Annotated in this window: 18 protein-coding genes; 7 read left to right on the plus strand and 11 right to left on the minus strand. The window is 48.4% G+C overall.

The window, feature by feature from the left end:
* The first annotated feature begins 42 nt into the window (after positions 1 to 42).
* Genes ftsY through ftsX form a run of 3 tightly spaced genes read left to right on the plus strand, consistent with a single transcriptional unit; the run spans position 43 to position 3,038 of the window.
* Positions 43 to 1,329 (plus strand): signal recognition particle-docking protein FtsY, encoded by a 1,287-nt coding sequence (ftsY, locus tag J3369_RS03330; protein ID WP_349583786.1) that lies wholly within the window; start codon positions 43 to 45, stop codon positions 1,327 to 1,329.
* A 42-nt stretch (positions 1,330 to 1,371) separates the two neighbouring features.
* Entirely contained in the window at positions 1,372 to 2,061 is a 690-nt protein-coding gene (ftsE, locus tag J3369_RS03335) for a cell division ATP-binding protein FtsE (RefSeq protein WP_119499924.1), read from the plus strand.
* Positions 2,058 to 3,038: a permease-like cell division protein FtsX gene (gene ftsX / locus J3369_RS03340; RefSeq protein WP_303573904.1), complete on the plus strand. Its 981-nt coding sequence runs from the start codon at positions 2,058 to 2,060 to the stop codon at positions 3,036 to 3,038. The genes ftsE and ftsX overlap by 4 nt, the downstream gene beginning before the upstream one ends.
* Before the next feature lie 81 nt (positions 3,039 to 3,119).
* Here the strand turns inward: ftsX and J3369_RS03345 are convergent, their stop codons facing one another.
* Positions 3,120 to 4,358, minus strand: coding sequence for an EAL and HDOD domain-containing protein (locus tag J3369_RS03345; protein ID WP_349584546.1), 1,239 nt, complete (start codon positions 4,356 to 4,358; stop codon positions 3,120 to 3,122).
* Positions 4,359 to 4,511: 153 nt separating this feature from the next.
* On the minus strand, positions 4,512 to 5,729 hold the full coding sequence (locus J3369_RS03350; protein ID WP_349583791.1) for an EAL and HDOD domain-containing protein: 1,218 nt from the start codon (positions 5,727 to 5,729) through the stop codon (positions 4,512 to 4,514).
* A 432-nt stretch (positions 5,730 to 6,161) separates the two neighbouring features.
* Here J3369_RS03350 and rpoH point away from each other — a divergent pair, with 432 nt between their 5' ends.
* Complete coding sequence (gene rpoH, locus J3369_RS03355; RefSeq protein WP_303573902.1) at positions 6,162 to 7,016, plus strand: RNA polymerase sigma factor RpoH; 855 nt, start codon at positions 6,162 to 6,164, stop codon at positions 7,014 to 7,016.
* Between the two features lie 40 nt (positions 7,017 to 7,056).
* On the opposite strand, the gene J3369_RS03360 is transcribed toward rpoH, so the two are convergent.
* The 6 genes from J3369_RS03360 to pip form a co-directional block, all read right to left on the minus strand.
* Positions 7,057 to 7,251 (minus strand): YrhK family protein, encoded by a 195-nt coding sequence (locus J3369_RS03360; RefSeq protein ID WP_349583794.1) that lies wholly within the window; start codon positions 7,249 to 7,251, stop codon positions 7,057 to 7,059.
* Between the two features lie 3 nt (positions 7,252 to 7,254).
* The gene (locus J3369_RS03365; protein WP_349583797.1) at positions 7,255 to 7,713 is read right to left on the minus strand and encodes a carboxymuconolactone decarboxylase family protein; all 459 of its coding nucleotides are present in this window, start codon (positions 7,711 to 7,713) and stop codon (positions 7,255 to 7,257) included.
* A gap of 101 nt (positions 7,714 to 7,814) precedes the next feature.
* Entirely contained in the window at positions 7,815 to 8,621 is an 807-nt protein-coding gene (locus tag J3369_RS03370; protein ID WP_349583799.1) for a helix-turn-helix domain-containing protein, read from the minus strand.
* A gap of 26 nt (positions 8,622 to 8,647) precedes the next feature.
* Entirely contained in the window at positions 8,648 to 9,568 is a 921-nt protein-coding gene (locus J3369_RS03375) for a bifunctional GNAT family N-acetyltransferase/hotdog fold thioesterase (RefSeq protein WP_303573898.1), read from the minus strand.
* 140 nt (positions 9,569 to 9,708) lie between these two features.
* Positions 9,709 to 10,146 (minus strand): D-aminoacyl-tRNA deacylase, encoded by a 438-nt coding sequence (dtd, locus tag J3369_RS03380; protein WP_349583802.1) that lies wholly within the window; start codon positions 10,144 to 10,146, stop codon positions 9,709 to 9,711.
* Positions 10,143 to 11,120: a prolyl aminopeptidase gene (gene pip / locus J3369_RS03385; RefSeq protein ID WP_119499933.1), complete on the minus strand. Its 978-nt coding sequence runs from the start codon at positions 11,118 to 11,120 to the stop codon at positions 10,143 to 10,145. Before pip ends, dtd begins: the two co-directional genes overlap by 4 nt.
* Before the next feature lie 86 nt (positions 11,121 to 11,206).
* On the opposite strand from pip, the gene J3369_RS03390 reads away from it, so the two are divergent.
* Together J3369_RS03390 and J3369_RS03395 are read left to right on the plus strand one after the other, a co-directional pair.
* A complete protein-coding gene (locus J3369_RS03390; protein ID WP_119499934.1) occupies positions 11,207 to 11,449 on the plus strand; it encodes a DUF6677 family protein in 243 nt (80 codons plus the stop codon).
* The gene (locus tag J3369_RS03395; RefSeq protein WP_303573895.1) at positions 11,446 to 12,096 is read left to right on the plus strand and encodes a DUF2959 domain-containing protein; all 651 of its coding nucleotides are present in this window, start codon (positions 11,446 to 11,448) and stop codon (positions 12,094 to 12,096) included. The genes J3369_RS03390 and J3369_RS03395 overlap by 4 nt, the downstream gene beginning before the upstream one ends.
* A 50-nt stretch (positions 12,097 to 12,146) precedes the next feature.
* On the opposite strand, the gene J3369_RS03400 is transcribed toward J3369_RS03395, so the two are convergent.
* Together J3369_RS03400 and metF are read right to left on the minus strand one after the other, a co-directional pair.
* Positions 12,147 to 13,031: a virulence factor BrkB family protein gene (locus tag J3369_RS03400; protein WP_119499936.1), complete on the minus strand. Its 885-nt coding sequence runs from the start codon at positions 13,029 to 13,031 to the stop codon at positions 12,147 to 12,149.
* Positions 13,032 to 13,213: 182 nt separating this feature from the next.
* The gene (metF, locus tag J3369_RS03405) at positions 13,214 to 14,098 is read right to left on the minus strand and encodes a methylenetetrahydrofolate reductase (RefSeq protein ID WP_119499937.1); all 885 of its coding nucleotides are present in this window, start codon (positions 14,096 to 14,098) and stop codon (positions 13,214 to 13,216) included.
* A gap of 156 nt (positions 14,099 to 14,254) precedes the next feature.
* On the opposite strand from metF, the gene metJ reads away from it, so the two are divergent.
* Positions 14,255 to 14,578: a met regulon transcriptional regulator MetJ gene (gene metJ / locus J3369_RS03410; RefSeq protein ID WP_119499938.1), complete on the plus strand. Its 324-nt coding sequence runs from the start codon at positions 14,255 to 14,257 to the stop codon at positions 14,576 to 14,578.
* Positions 14,579 to 14,626: 48 nt separating this feature from the next.
* On the opposite strand, the gene J3369_RS03415 is transcribed toward metJ, so the two are convergent.
* The gene (locus J3369_RS03415; RefSeq protein WP_349583807.1) at positions 14,627 to 15,835 is read right to left on the minus strand and encodes an MFS transporter; all 1,209 of its coding nucleotides are present in this window, start codon (positions 15,833 to 15,835) and stop codon (positions 14,627 to 14,629) included.
* Positions 15,836 to 15,900: the final 65 nt, after the last annotated feature.

The following is a 15,900-nucleotide window of genomic DNA, read 5'->3' on the forward strand; positions in this document are numbered from 1 at the left end:
TGTAGCCGAATTTTGCCGATTTACTAAGGATTTGACCAAACAATGTCGAAACTTTTTGGCTGGTTCAGAAAGAACAAGCAACCTGAAAAAGAACAAAGTGAAGTAAAGCCGCAGGAAAGCACCGCGGTTGAGACGCCAGCAACAGAGGTGCCTGAGCCTGCGCAAAGCAATGTTGAAGCGGATGCCCCTGCCGGAGAAACTAAACCTGAAGAAGCTGTACTTATAGAGCCCGTAGTTGAAGCGAAAGTGGATACACCGGCTGAACCGCAGGATATCGTTCAGGCTCAGCCAGAAAGCCCTGCTGCAGTGCAGCCTGAACCTGAACCGGAAGGAGAATCTGAGCCGGAACCGGTTGTTGAATCAAAACCCGAAGCCAAAGAAGAGAAAAAGTCTCTTTTCAGCCGCCTGAAAGCCAGCTTATCGCGCACTAGAACAAACCTTGGCAGTGGCTTTATCAGTTTGTTCCGCGGCAAAGCCATCGACGATGATTTGTATGAAGAACTGGAAACCCAGTTGCTGATGGCTGATATGGGCATGGACACCACACAGAAAATCATCAACAAACTCACAGACAGTGCCAAACGTTCGCAACTCAAGGACGCTGAGGCGCTGGTGGATATCCTTAAAGGCCAGATGCGTGAGATGCTTAAATCTGTTGAGCGCCCGCTGGCTGAGGATATGAAACAGCATAATGCGGGTAGCGGACCGTACGTTATTCTGATGGTGGGAGTGAATGGTGTAGGTAAAACCACCACCATCGGTAAGCTGGCAAAACAGTTCCAGCAACAGGGTAAGAAAGTCATGCTGGCTGCAGGTGATACCTTCCGTGCTGCCGCCGTTGAACAGCTCCAGGTTTGGGGTGAGCGTAACAAGATTCCTGTTATCGCCCAGCCCACAGGCTCAGACAGTGCATCTGTATTGTACGACGCTCTGGAAGCCGCAAAATCCCGTGGTACAGATATTCTTATCGCGGATACCGCCGGCCGCCTGCAGAATAAAAATAACCTGATGGAAGAACTGAAAAAAGTGGTTCGGGTAATGAAGAAACTCAACCCGGACGCACCTCATGAAGTCATGCTCACACTAGATGCAGGAACAGGCCAAAATGCGGTAAGTCAGGCGAAGCTGTTTAACGAAGCCGTTGGTCTGACAGGTTTAACGCTCACTAAGCTTGATGGTACTGCTAAAGGCGGCGTAATTTTCTCTATCGCCGACCAGTTCGGTATTCCAATCCGTTACATTGGTGTGGGTGAGGGAATTGACGACCTGCGCACATTTAACGGCGATGAATTCATCGACGCACTTTTCAGTGAGAGCGAAAACGATTAACGTAGAGAATTCAGTATCCTTTCGTCGTTGCAGGATTAGCAGATGATCAAATTTGAGCAGGTAAGTAAAACCTACCCCGGTGGTCAGCGCGCACTGTCAAAAGTGAGCTTTCACATTGAACCGGGCGAGATGGCTTTCCTTACTGGCCACTCCGGCGCGGGGAAAAGCACGCTGCTCAAATTAATCAGTATTATGGAACGCCCCAGTGTGGGCAAAGTATTGATTAACGGTCACGATCTGAACGAAATCAAACGCCGGCAGATAGCATTTATCCGCCGGGATATCGGCATGATATTCCAGAGCCCGCATTTGCTGGACTCAAAATCTGTTTTCGATAATGTGGCGCTGCCACTTATTATTGAAGGCTATACCCGCAAAGAAACCTCTAAGCGTGTTGAAGCTGCGCTGGAAATGGTGGGATTACGGGATAAAGCCCGCAGTTTACCGATGATGTTGTCAGGTGGTGAAGCTCAGCGTGTCGGCATTGCCCGTGCGGTGGTTAATAAGCCGCCTCTGCTGTTGGCCGACGAACCCACCGGTAACCTCGATCCTAAGTTGTCTATGGAAATCATTCGTCTGTTTGAAGACTTCAACCAGGCCGGCGTTTCTGTGTTTGTCGCGACCCACGATCTCGGGCTTATAGCCCGGATGAAGTACCGTACACTCACATTGAGAAACGGGCAGATGATCACCGACGGATTGTCTGAGGAACAGGGAGGAAATTGGGCATGAGTATTTTATTCAAAGGCCGCTCTCAGGGAGCCAGTGATACTCGTATTGGCATCGTTCAGGTTATCAGCGCGTTCTTTATCAGTCATGTCCGTCAGGCATTAGGCAGCCTCGGGGAATTGTGGCGTCAGCCGGCCGCATCGTTAATGACTATTGCGGTGCTTGGTCTGAGCATAACCTTGCCGGGCACACTCTATATTCTGGTTAAAAATACTGAAAAAATCAGTGCAGGCTGGGATCAGGCCTCGGAAATCTCCTTGTTTTTAAAAGAAGACACACCACCGGCCAGCGCGCAGCAACTGGTTGCCAGGCTGAACACCTGGACGGAGATTGACAGCGTTACGTTTATCCCCGCAGATGATGCACTGAAGGAATTTCAGCATTTATCCGGACTGGGTGATGCTATCGCCTATCTGGAGTCCAATCCTTTACCTGATGTGGTGCTGGTGACGCCGGACGAGAAACATGCTTCGCCTACAGCCGCCAGATTACTGCTTGAAAAGCTCAAAGATCAGCGTGAAGTCGACATCGGTAAGCTGGATATAGAATGGCTTGAGCGGTTGTATGCGCTGCTGGATATTGCCAGAGAGCTGGTGTCGCTCATTGGCGTGTTGTTGTTTGTTTCTGTGGTACTGATCATCGGTAACACCATCAGGCTGAACATCCTTAGCAAGCGGGAAGAAATTCTGGTGATGAAGCTGGTGGGCGCGACTGACGCATTTATTCACCGGCCGTTTTTATATACCGGTTTCTGGTACGGATTGTTGGGTGGTTTGATTGCCTGGTTCGCCGTCATCATTATCTTATGGTGGATGGACAGCAGTATTCAGGCATTTGCGACGCTCTATCAGAAAGAATTCAATATTACCGGTCTGTCCGGTACTGCCTTACTGACGATGCTGGGTTTGTCGATTTTGTTGGGTCTTCTCGGTTCATTGATGTCAGTACAGCGGCATGTCAGAGAAATCGAACCGCAATAACCACTTCGTCACCTGTTTTTAAATGACTGAGCCGGTTACTTTCTCTGTGTATCCGGTAACCAGTTGTCCGTGCATAGCCTCTCAGCGTATGACCGGTTTAGGAAAATATGCCGAAATGGTGGACCGGACGCCGTTTCCCCACTGAATAGCCTGATTGTAAAGTACGTGAAGTTGCTTCTGGTCGATATCCAGCACTTTGGACTGCTTAATAATGTTCATCCACAGGGCGCCCTCGAATGCTCTTGCCAGCGCCACATAGCTGTTGAATTCGCTGGATTTACCCAACAACGCATCGTTCACTTCGTCGGTCAGCGGAAGTTGTTTAAGGACGTCAGGCATATCCTGATCAAGCAGAGCATCCAGCAGCGAAAACAGACCTATCAGGAAGCCGATTGGCGGATTCGTGTTAATGCCACGCTGCTGAGAAAGCAAATCGAAGAATTTCGCCCGCACCAGCGACATATGGATCAGCTCCAGCGGTTTATTGTCACTTAAATTGGCCAGCGATAATAAAGCGATGAACTTCTTAATTTCTACTTCGCCCATGTAAGTCAGGGCATGTTTTAGTGAGGTAATTTTGTAACGTTTATTGATTGCCGGGTTATTAATAAATTTGAGTAGCAGGAAGCTGAGAGCAGCGTCACGCTCAATGATCTGGTTGATTCGGCTGATGTTAAAGTCGTTGCGGGCACTTTCTCCCATCAAATCAACCAGGTTCATTTTCGAAGCCGGCAAGTGACGATGGAGTCTTGCTTCCGGCAGGGCGAAGAAATAGCCCTGGAAGAAATCAAACCCGAGAGAGCGGCAACTGTCGAAATCTTCGTGGGTGTTTACCTGTTCCGCCACCAGTTTGATATTGGCATCAAGATAACGGGGAATATTCTTTTCAATCAGATCGTAGTTTGTTTTGGTGACATCAACTTTAACCACATCAATCAACGGAAAAATGTCCTGTTTCCCGCTCAGCATCATGGGGTCATCAATGGCCAGACTGAATCCGAGATGTTTAATATGCGTGCAGGCTTCCAGTAATCCCGGTGTCGGTGCCATGGGTTCATTCAGCTGCACGACAACAGACTCGGGATTTAAGGAGGTAGGAAAGCGGGAAATCAGGGTGTCCGGATTAAAGTGAATAAACGATTTCTTTTCACCGGAAATATCGTCCAGCCCCAACGGATGGAAATGTTGGGCAATATATTTTGCTTTGTCCGGCTCTAATTCCGGGTATGCCCCACTTTTGCCGTCACGGAACAAAAGCTCATACGCGAAAACATCCTTTTCACGGTCTAAAATAGGCTGGCGTGCAATAAATGCGAACATACGACCTGACAATCCCTTCAACAATGGTAACGACAACTTTATAAGTTGACTGCTCATAACACGACATGAGCAAGATGATATCAACTTTATCTTATGGGCCGCAGATTATCTATGCTCACGTAATTCTTTTCACTTATACAATGGGCGGAATTATTAATTAATACTATTTTCCATCGCGCCGGCCCACTTTAATGACGAGTTATACATACCATGAAGGGTGGTCTGGCTAATACCATATTTCTTTGAGAAGGCTTTTATTGTGGACCAGCGGGCGGACTCAATATGTTTTGCCAGCAAAAGACAATCACTGAGCATACCCGGATTACCTTGTAAAGCGTGCTTCACTTCTTCACTCACCGGTACTTTCTCCAGCAATTCGCTCATGGGTAGCAGCATCATGGCATCCAGCAACGACAGCAAGCCGGCGAGAAAACTGGCGGGAGAATCGTTCAGCTCGTTCATACCTGTAACCAGCAAACTGCAGAACTTTGCTCTGACGAGGGATAGTTGTAACAGTTCCCGCGGACTGTCATTGTTCAGGTTTGCCAGTGCAATAAGTGATACGAACTTTTTCACTTCATTTTCACCAAGGTAATTCAGTGCGTGGCGCAAATCTTTCACCTTTATCCGTTTATTGTAAAAAGGATTGTTTATAAAGCGAAGTAACAGAAATGTCAGCGATGCATCTTTGTTGATAATGTTATTGATGCGGTCGAAATCCAGCGGGGATTGATTACATGCGCTGATAAGCGCAAGCATATTCATTTGAGCAGGGATAATTTGTTTGTGGCGGACGAGCTCCGGCCGCGCCAGAAAGTAACCCTGAAAATAGTGAAAGCCCAACTCTCTGAAACGCTCGAATTCGGCGTAAGTTTCAACTTTCTCGGCGAGCAGCTTAATTTCATGCTGTCGTATTTCCGGTAGCAAAGAAAGGATCCTTTCCTCTTTCATTGAACGGATATCAAATTTTATAACCTGAACGTAAGGCAATAGTGGTCGCCATTTTTCGTCAGCGTCAAAATCATCAAGTGCCAGTTCAAACCCTATCTCCCGAAGGTGCCGGCATGCAGCAATGAGAGTCTCATCAACTTCGACGGTTTCCAGGATCTCAATCATCACCATTGAAGGATCCAGCGATGTGGGAAAGAGGTGAATTAATGTATCGCGATGAAAATTAATGAAAGCTGTCTTTCCACCTGTTATTTCATCAAGGCCTATTCCCAGGTGAGTTGAGCTGATTATTTTCGATGTGGCTTCATCTGGATCGATATCTGGAAATCCGTTACTTTTACCATCGCGAAAGAGGATCTCATAAGCGAAAACATTCAGTGTTGTGTCAAAAATTGGCTGCCTGGCGACAAAAGAGAACATACATACCTCCTGTATGATCTGTTTCCGTTATTATTATTTTGTTAGTTTTGACCGGCATGAATCTCATTATGTGTGTCTGTCGTATACACAAGCGAACATTTACAGCTGTCAATTACTACCCCATGGATTTAGCGTATACGTTTGAAGGATCAGGAAAAATTGGTATTTCGTCTAATTCCCGTGCTAAACGCGGTGAGTGGACTGATTTGAGAGATTAATTACATGACAGAACGTTTAGCAATATCTATCGTTTAGTCTGTCGTGCTGAGTGGTGGTTTCATCGTCTGTACGGAACTTATTTGATGCAAATCAGGTCTTGATATTTAGTAATTTGTCACTATATTCCTAACTTGGAATTATCTGCGACAATCAGGGACTCGAAAGGCACTGCCCGTTTTGGTACAATACAGTGCTTAGCAAATTGAGGTGAATATGAGCAATAACATGCAAACAATGGCATTATCGGTGCCCCACAGCGGTAGCATCGAAGGCTACATTCAGGCTGTGAGCAGCATCAACATGCTCTCTGCTGATGAAGAAAGAAGTCTGGCGACACGCTTGCGTGACGAGGGCGATCTGGAAGCGGCAAGAAAGCTGGTCATGTCGCATTTACGCTTTGTTGTACATATTGCTAAATCCTATTCAGGATATGGTTTGCCGCAGGCTGATTTAATTCAGGAAGGTAACATTGGCCTGATGAAGGCAGTTAAGCGATTCGATCCGGGCGTAGGTGTGAGACTGGTGTCTTTTGCTGTTCACTGGATTAAAGCTGAAATTCATGAATTCGTACTGAAGAACTGGCGTATCGTTAAAGTGGCTACCACGAAGGCGCAACGTAAGTTGTTCTTCAACCTGCGCAAGGCGAAAAAACGTCTGGGCTGGTTTACTCACGAAGAAGTGCAAACTGTTGCTGATGAACTGGGTGTAAGCACGAAAGAAGTGCTGCAAATGGAAGCACGTATGAGTAGTCAGGATCAGGCATTTGATCTGAGTGCTGATGACGACGAGAGCGGCAACTTTGCGCCTGTGCAGTTCCTTGAAGATAAAAGCGCAGATGTTGAGATGGACGTTATCAATAATGACTGGGATAGTAATGCTTCCAAACGTCTTTATTCTGCTATCAAAACGTTAGATGAGCGTAGTCAGGACATTATTGAAACTCGCTGGTTGGTAGATAATAAGATCACACTTCAGGATCTTGCCGATAAATATCAGGTTTCTGCTGAGCGTGTACGCCAGATTGAAAAAAATGCCATGAAGAAACTTCAGGCAGCAATGGCAGCGTAAGCATTAACTAATACGCGATACAAAATTGAAAAAAGCGCCTTCAGGCGCTTTTTTTATGCTTGAGGAAATCTACTGTGGATGTGTATATCCATAGTGCCGATCCCAACATGAACAGATAAACACCGGTAACGGCATAATCTGCAAATTGTGGCAGAAACAGGGAGCTGCCACTGAGAAAGGCGAAACCGGCCAGAATATTGAGCAAGTAACAACTTGACGGGGCAATTGAAAACACAGTTTACCTCTTTTCTGTTAATTCCGGAGTAAAGTTGAATCCTATCGACAGACGGTTCCAGCTGTTAATTTCTAAAATAACCGTGGTGAGGTCAATGACTGACTGCTCATCAAAAAATGACGATACGTGATGATAATCGTCATCGCTTACACCGCTTTCCAGACGGGTTAACGTTTCAGCCCATCTGAGTGCCGCTTTCTCCTGGTCAGTAAAGTATGGCACTTCCCGCCATGCCTGCAACATATCCAGACGTTCCTGTGACTCGCCGTGTTGCCTGAGCTCTGCTGCATGCATGTGCAGGCAAAAAGCACAGCCGTTGAGCTGTGAGACACGTAATCTGACGAGATCGGTTAAAGACTGTGTAATCGCGATGTCTGTGGCCGGGCGGCTTAATGCGGTCAGGCATTTAACAATGCGCGGGGCACAGGCATATACGGTGTCCTGTGTAATACGAGTTTGCATATCTGCTCTCCTGTAAAGTAACTGGTAAGCAGTGTAGGCAATGGTTAACCGTCATTATTGTAAAAACACGACATGGATGTGGATAAGCAACAAATATGGGCTTACGGGTTATTTTTTTGTTTTCTCTGACGATACCTGGCGGGTGTTTCGCCCACAAACTCACGGAAGTGATTGGTGAAATGTGCCTGGTCAAAGTAGCCGCTCGACAGGGCGATATCACTGAGCGGCGCATTACTGTATATCAGACTGTTCCGCGCCAGATAAATTTTACCAAACATCAGCATTTCTTTAGGTGCCAGGCCGAGTGCCTGTTTGCACTTACGCTGTAATGTCCGTGTGGAACAGCCAAACAACTTTTCAAGATTTTGGGTACCGGCCTGGTAAGAAGATGTTACCAGTGATTCTGTCAGTTTAAGACGCTGCTGCGTGTTGTTGCTGTGCCGGTGAATTTGCAAAGTAAGCCAGTCTGTAAGTACAGCGTAAACCTGAGGCAATGGCTGTCCACATAACGCCTCTGGCGGGGGCAGCGGCTCCTGAAACAGTGCAGACAGCGGAATGTCTGTATTTTGTGGTACCGACTCTGCTTTTATACCGAAACATTCTGAGAAAGCGCCGGGATGAAACCGGAAACTGACAGCAGAGGGACGATTGAATTTTGATAAATTGCCGGCTTTCGTTCCGAATAAGACGGTGGCGTCGTAATAAACATCGTCGACTGAGAATGTCAGGCTATGGCCGCCATCCGGATAGCACCGTTCTGTGGACAGCGCAGTGTGGGTAGCATGTTCAGACTGCCACACCGAGTGAATCCAGACCTTTAAATGAGCAGGTACGGGCACAAAAGTCATGTGCCCGGCGGTAAGTGAGGCGGCGGGAATAACTTGCTGTGGGGGGATGATGACTGTCATAACGTAACCTGCCGCCGCACAATTAATTACTCTTCTTCGTCCTGCTCTTTCTTAGGAGGAAGTACCCAGAAAACACCACGGAATTCAGCCACGGCGTTGTCGTCATCCATAATATCGACCTGTAATGTGAAGCTGCATTTCTTGCGCTTTTCCAAGGGAGCAAATTTGCCGCTTAAGCTCTCCACATGACAGGTGGCACGGGGTTTCATTGTAATCGGCTTATGATAGTGAATATCACCGTCACCCAGCACAATATCGCCCATCAGCTGGCGTTCTTTCAGTTGCAGGAAAATCATCCCCCAGCCGGTGAGAGTGGCCAGAGAAAAAATACTGCCGGCGAACATAGTACCGTGAATATTGATATTTTTATTCAGTGAGGCCCGTGTCTCCAGTGTACGGCCGGTATACTGATGCAGCTTGATGCCCATGTGTTCGGTAATCGGGATTGTTTCGGTCCAGGTGTCCTGAAGCTCTTTACACCACTTCGGATGCAGCATAACGATCCCGGGATCAGTAAGTTTCTTCACCATTTGCTGGCGTTTCAGCATACCCAGTTCATTCGGGGCTTCCCGTTCGATAACGAAGCCGCAGGAGCTGAAAAAATCGATGGAGGTTTCACGGCTGTTAGTTACAGCCCGTATTGCGCCCATCTCACGGGCGACGCCTTCCAGCGCCCCCAGAATCATCTGGCCGAGGCCTCTGCGCTGATAATCAGAGTTAACAGCAATGTGACGAATCTGAGCTTCTTCTGCCGTATTCAGATGAACGCGACCGGCAGCAACAATATCTCCCTTGCCGTTTACGATGACGCGGTGCTCCGCAACCTGTTCATACTCATCTTTTTCTGAACCGGGAGGAAAATTCCATGGCTGGCGCAGATAAGTCCATCGAAACGTGAAGTATTTTTCTAGTTCTTCTTCTGTTTTCGGTGTGGCTACTCTAAACAATGTATGAGCCTTTTTAAAAATGCATCCGTCGCCCATTTAACCCTAAGGTGACCCTGCTTAACAAGGCAATTCACCGATATCAGGCTATCCGGCCGGGATTAAGAGAATAAATAATTGAAATGTGAAACGTTTGCAGAAAATTACACGGTGAAATGGAATGTAACCGGCCCGTCGTTAATCAGTGAAACCTTCATATCTGCACCGAAACGTCCGGTCCGGACCGGAATGCCCAGCGAGCTGAGGTGCTCTGTGAAGCGGTTATAAATGGCTTCGCCATGAGAAGGACTGGCGCCTTTTGAAAACCCCGGACGATTTCCTTTTTGCGTATCAGCCACCAGCGTAAATTGTGAAACGACCAGTACCGCGCCGCCGGCCTGCTGAATATTCAGGTTCATCTTACCGTCGTCATCACTGAATATCCGGTAATTCGCTACTTTCCGGGCGAGTTTTTCAATTTGTTCTTCGCCATCTTCTTTTTCTACTCCGAGGAGCAACAGTATGCCGTGACCGATGGCTCCGGTGATATCGCCGTTTACTTTTACACTGGCTTCAGATACCCGTTGGACTAATCCAATCAACGCTTTTTCTCCCTGAGATAGCGGGACATATCACGGGTGGCCCTGCAAAGAGCCAGTGCTATGCCCGGCTCGGATGTGCTGTGTCCGGCTTCCTGAACTATCTGCAATTCACTGTTTGTCCACGCTTTATGTAACGTGTATGCCCCTTTTGTGCTGCATATTACATCGTAGCGGCCGTGAACGATAGTGCCCGGAATGTGGCTGATGGCCGCTGTATTCTGCAGAATAAAATCTTCAGGGATAAAACAGTGGTTGGCCAGGTAATGGCATTCAAGTTTAGCCAGGCTGGTCATCAGGCCTACCGGATAATGGCCGGTGAGCTCACCGGTTCCTGCGGGCAGTGACAGCCTTGAAAGGCGTTCTTCCCAGATGTACCAGCGTTTCAGCGCACTGAGTCGCTGAAGATCGTCAGAGGAGTCAAACAGCTTGCGGTAGTGGGCACACACAGAGGCGGTATTCAGCTCGCCCTCAATACCATCTATAAAGAGTTCGTAGTGTTCGGGAAAGAGGGTCGCCGCTGCTCCCTGATGAGAGATAAACCAGTCCCGGTCTTCTTGCCTGGCCAGAAAAACGCCCCGCAGAATGAGTCCGGAAACGGTATCCGGTGCATCTATAGCCGCAAGTAAAGCCAGTGTTGAACCCCACGAACCACCAAACAGGATCCATTGCTCTACACCTAATAACTGTCTTAAGCCTTTTATGTCGCCCAGAATATGTTGTGTAGTGTTGTTTTCCAGAGAACCGAAAGGCTTCGAACGGCCACATCCACGCTGTTCAAATGCAATGATGCGGAAACGGTTGCCATCGAAAAAGCGCCTGTAACCCGGAGATAAACCTGCGCCAGGACCGCCATGTAAATACAGAACGGGAAATCCATCCGGATTGCCACTTTCTTCGTAATACAGTGAGTGACCGTCACCCGTGTCAAAATACCCACTGCTGTAACATCCAATGTCAGGGTAAAGTCGTTTCATTTTATTTCAGTGCGTTGTATGTCTGGTTTTTTTGGTTTAGTTTAGCTACTAAAACACATATTTACGTAATATACGAGGAAGTTTATATGGCAGGTCAGGGGTCAGGCGGTAACGTCATCGCAGCAATCTGTAACTTTTTTATTCCCGGATTAGGTCATCTGGTCCAGGGGCGGATCTTAAGAGCATTCGTGTTCTTCGTGATTTGCTTCGCCTGTTACGGGCTTGCCGCAACAGTCATTTTCTTTTTTCTGTGGCCGGTGGGGGCGATTTTCCACCTGTGGGCCATTATTGATGCCGCCCGCTACAGGGGGCCTGAGGTACAGTTATGATGGGTAATGTTAAGACCGGTTTACTTGCAGTCGCAGCTTGCGTTGCGCTGTCCGGATGTCAGTCTGCTTATTACGGCGCCTGGGAGAAGCTTGGCGTAGAGAAGCGGGACATTCTGGTTGACCGTGTTGAAAACGCGAAAGAGTCTCAGGAAGAGGCGCAGGAGCAGTTTGCGGATGCACTGGAAGAGTTCAGCGCGCTGATTAATTTCAACGGCGGTGAACTGGAAGACGTTTACGATGAACTTAACGGCGAATTTCAGGACAGCCAGGCTGCCGCCGCTGACGTTACCGCCCGTATCGACAAGGTAGAAAGCGTTGCAGAAGCCCTGTTTTCTGAGTGGGAAGACGAGTTGGAGAAATACGACAGCGACAAACTGCGTCGCTCCAGTGCAGAAAAGCTCCGTGCGACCCGTCGCCAGTATGAGACCATGATTAAGGCCATGAGGAAGGCTGAGAGCCGCATGGAACCGGTTTTGACGGCGCTTCAGGATAATGTGCTTTATCTGAAGCATAACCTGAACGCCAGTGCAGTGGGCGCGCTGGAAGGCGAGCTGAAAACTATTCAGCAGGACGTGTCCCGTTTAATCAACGAGATGAAAGCGTCGGTTGCAGAGTCAGATGCGTTTATCCGCACCATGAAAAACTGAACGACTCAAAACTGAAAAGCTGGCAGATTGCTGCCAGCTTTTTTTTATGCCTATTCCAGCGGGACCTTCCGCGGCTCCTCACTGGCCCGGATGTCACCGAAGGCATCTTCCAGACTGCAGGTAAATTCAGCACCAATCAGCACCACCATCCACGATACATAAACCCACAAAAACAGTATTGGCAGCACGGCCAGCGCACCGTATATCACCTGGTATGAAGTAAAGTTAGTAATATAAAGAGCAAACCCTTTTTTCGTGAACTCAAAGCAGATAGTCGCGACGACCGCACCAATGAGAGCGTGGGAATAGCGCACACGGCGGTTGGGCACCAGCAGGTAAAGAATCACGAAAGCCAGCAGTGCAGCGAAACTCGGGATCAGAGTGAGCATAAAGGTACCCACGCCGGGCGTGTACTCTTCAGCAAACTCCGCCACGCCAACCAGATATGAGCTGATTGCCACGCTGGAGCCCATGAGCATGGGTCCCAGAGTAATCACCATCCAGTAGATGGCAAAAGTATAAATAACCGGCCGGTCGCTTTGCGTACGCCAGATACGGTTCAGGGTTTTATCCACATTTGAAATCAGCAGCAGGGCGACGACCAGTAACGACAAAATACCCACAGCCCCCATTTCCGAGGCATTGGAAACAAAATCGGTCATGTACTGCTGGACGACATCGCCGGCAGTTGGGACAAAATTAGAGAAAACGAATTGTTCCAGTTTACTGCGTACTGATGCAAAAGCCGGAAAGGCTGACATAACAGTAAATGTCACCATGATGAACGGCACCAGTGACAGCAGTGTCACGTATGCCAGATGTCCGGCCGAGATAGTAATGTTGTCCGCTTTACAGCGGCGCAGGAAAATATGGAAGAAGGCATTGAGTGCGGGACGTTTGTCATTCCACAGCTTTACCCAGCGATTATCTGTCAAAACAGACTCCTTTCAAACTGCACGGATAGTTTCATGCTTGTACAGTGTAACCATTCGGAGTCATGGGGGGAATGTTTTGTTGGTTTCTCAGCAGATTGTAATGTCTGGCGCAGTGGCGAATTGACGAGAATAGTCAGATATCTCCGCATCCAGCGGAGATACCGTAATACATCCGCCTCTCGTTAGCCGGCGCGAACGCCCAGCATGTGGCAGATGGCGTAGCTGAGTTCGCAGCGGTTCAGGGTGTAGAAATGGAAGTGCTTCACCCCTTCTTTCGCCAGCACTTTTACTTGCTCCATGGCGATGTTTGCGCCAATCAGATTACGTGTTGCCTGATCATCGTCATCCAGCCCTTCGTACATTTTGTGCAGCCAGCCGGGTACGTGAACATTGGTGAAACCGGCAAACTTGATCAGTGTCTGATAATTCGTAACCGGCAGGATCCCGGGAACGATATCCAAATCGATACCGGCTGCAGCAGCACGGTCACGGAAACGCAGGTAAACACTGGTGTCAAAGAAGAACTGAGTAATTGCTTCAGAAGCCCCGGCTTCCGCTTTACGTTTCAGGTTTAGCAAGTCGAACTGGGCATTCGGCGCTTCCGGATGTTTTTCCGGATAGGCAGCAACGGAAATATCAAAGTCTGCTACGTCTTTCAGCAGTGCCACCAGATCAGAGGCATACATTTCGGTTTTATCAACGCCCTTCGGTAAATCGCCCCGCAGAGCAACAATGCGGCGAATACCCGAATCCCAGTATTCCTGAGCAATTTGTTTGAGTTCATCACGGCTTGCGTCCACACAGGTCAGGTGAGGGGCTGCCTGTACACCGGTTTGTTGTTGAATGCGTTTAACAACATCATGGGTGCGGTCACGCTCACCACTGTTTGCACCGTAGGTCACCGACATATAAGAAGGCTTTAGAGGCGCCAGGCGTTCAACAGATTTCCACAGCGTTTGTTCCATCTTTTCCGAGTTAGGTGGAAAAAATTCAAAAGAGACATCAATGTCACGCAATTCGGACAATGACTGGTTTAAGGCGTCGATACCTTGTGCATAGGAAACCATTTTGTTGACTCACTCAATTCTTTGGACGTTTAGACGTCTAAACTAATTAATATATGTCTGGACGTCAAGAGGTTTACACGGCTTAATTGACCTTTTCGCTACATTGTTTAGAATTTCCGCTTATAAAGTAAAATAACAGGCAGTCCGAGATTTCACATGGCAGAATGGAATGGTAAGTATATACACCCTTACGCAGAGCATGGAAAAAAGAGTGAGCAAGTAAAGAAAGTCACTGTTTCTATTCCGATTAATGTGCTTAAGGTGCTCACAGACGAGCGAACCCGCAGACAAATTAATAACCTGCGTCACGCGACGAATTCAGAGTTACTGTGCGAAGCATTCCTTCATGCTTTCACCGGGCAGCCGCTGCCTGACGACGACGATTTGCGCAAAGATAACCCTAACCGTGTTCCTGCCGTTGCAAGGAAAATGATGGAAGAGATGGGGATCGACCCCACCGCCGACAACGAAGAAGAATAAAGTAAAGCCAGAGCAAATCACTCTGGCTTTTTTGTATCAGGGGCAAGCTTAGTCTTGTCTGGCTGAGGGCGGCTCGATTTTTTGTAATTCGAACAGGGGCCTGAAAGTGGAACGGAACAGGAGCACAATACCCAGGCTCATTACTCCGCCCGCAACCGCACAGGCTACCGGACCAACAGCTGCCGTTACCGAGCCACTTCTGAAGTCTCCGAGTTCGTTGGAAGACGCGATGAACAGGGAGTTCACTGCACTCACCCGGCCACGTAAAGCGTCCGGTGTCATAATTTGTACTACTGAGCTTCTGATCACCACACTTACCATGTCTGAACCGCCATAGACCAGTAAAGCGAAGCAAGCCACATAAAGGTTCTGTGAAAAGGCAAAGCCGATTATGGAAAAACTGAAAATGATCAGTGACCAGAACAGCAGCGGGCCGTTGCGTTCAATGGCCCGTTTACGTCGTACCATTGTCAGACCGATAAGCGTCGCACCAACAGCCGGCATGGCCCGCAATAAACCCAGTGTTTCCGGACCTTCATGTAAGACGTCTTTCACAAACACAGGTAATATGGCCATGACACTGCCACATAGTATGACCACAAGATCAGTAAACAGCGCTCCGCGGACAACGTTGTTGTGCATCAGGTATTCCACGCCGCTGAATATATCTTTAAGTGCCAGTTTGCGCTCTGAATGAATATTCAGAGCGGGCAATAAAGAAAAGCCACCCAGCGTAAACAGGCCGAAAATGATGAGCACCCAGTAGAGCTGACGGTCGAGCGCAGCCAGTAACACGCCGGCGAGGAAAGGCCCCACGGTTAAGGCAATATTCCAGATAGAGCTTATGGCAGCCACCGCACGCCCCAGATGATCGGAGCTGACGATATTCGGTAACACAGACTGAATGGCCGGTGCGAAGAAGGCCCGCCCTGCGCCTAATACCGATAACGAGCAAAACAGCGCCCATTTATTCAGTTCCGGCTGATTCATCAGCAGGGCAACGGCCAGCACCACCAGTAACTGCAATCCGGCAGAAATTAATAAAATGCTTTTGCGGGAAAAGTTGTCTGCAGCCCAGCCTGCCACAAGGAATAAACTGATCACCGGCACTATCTGGAAAATGCCTACCAGCGCCAGGTCAAACGCCTCGCCGGTGGCTTCGTATAAATGCCAGCCAATGCTGACTGCCATGGTTGAGCCGATAAGCGTGGTAGCTATCCGTCCGATGATGAGCCCGATAAGTGCTTTTGACCACATGAAATCTTTGTCCGTCAGATTAGGGGAAGCGGGAAGATAAACGAAAACGGGCCGGTAGTATAACC

It is taken from the genome of Alteromonas sp. NFXS44 (assembly GCF_040148705.1).
Taxonomy (GTDB): Bacteria; Pseudomonadota; Gammaproteobacteria; order Enterobacterales; family Alteromonadaceae; genus Alteromonas.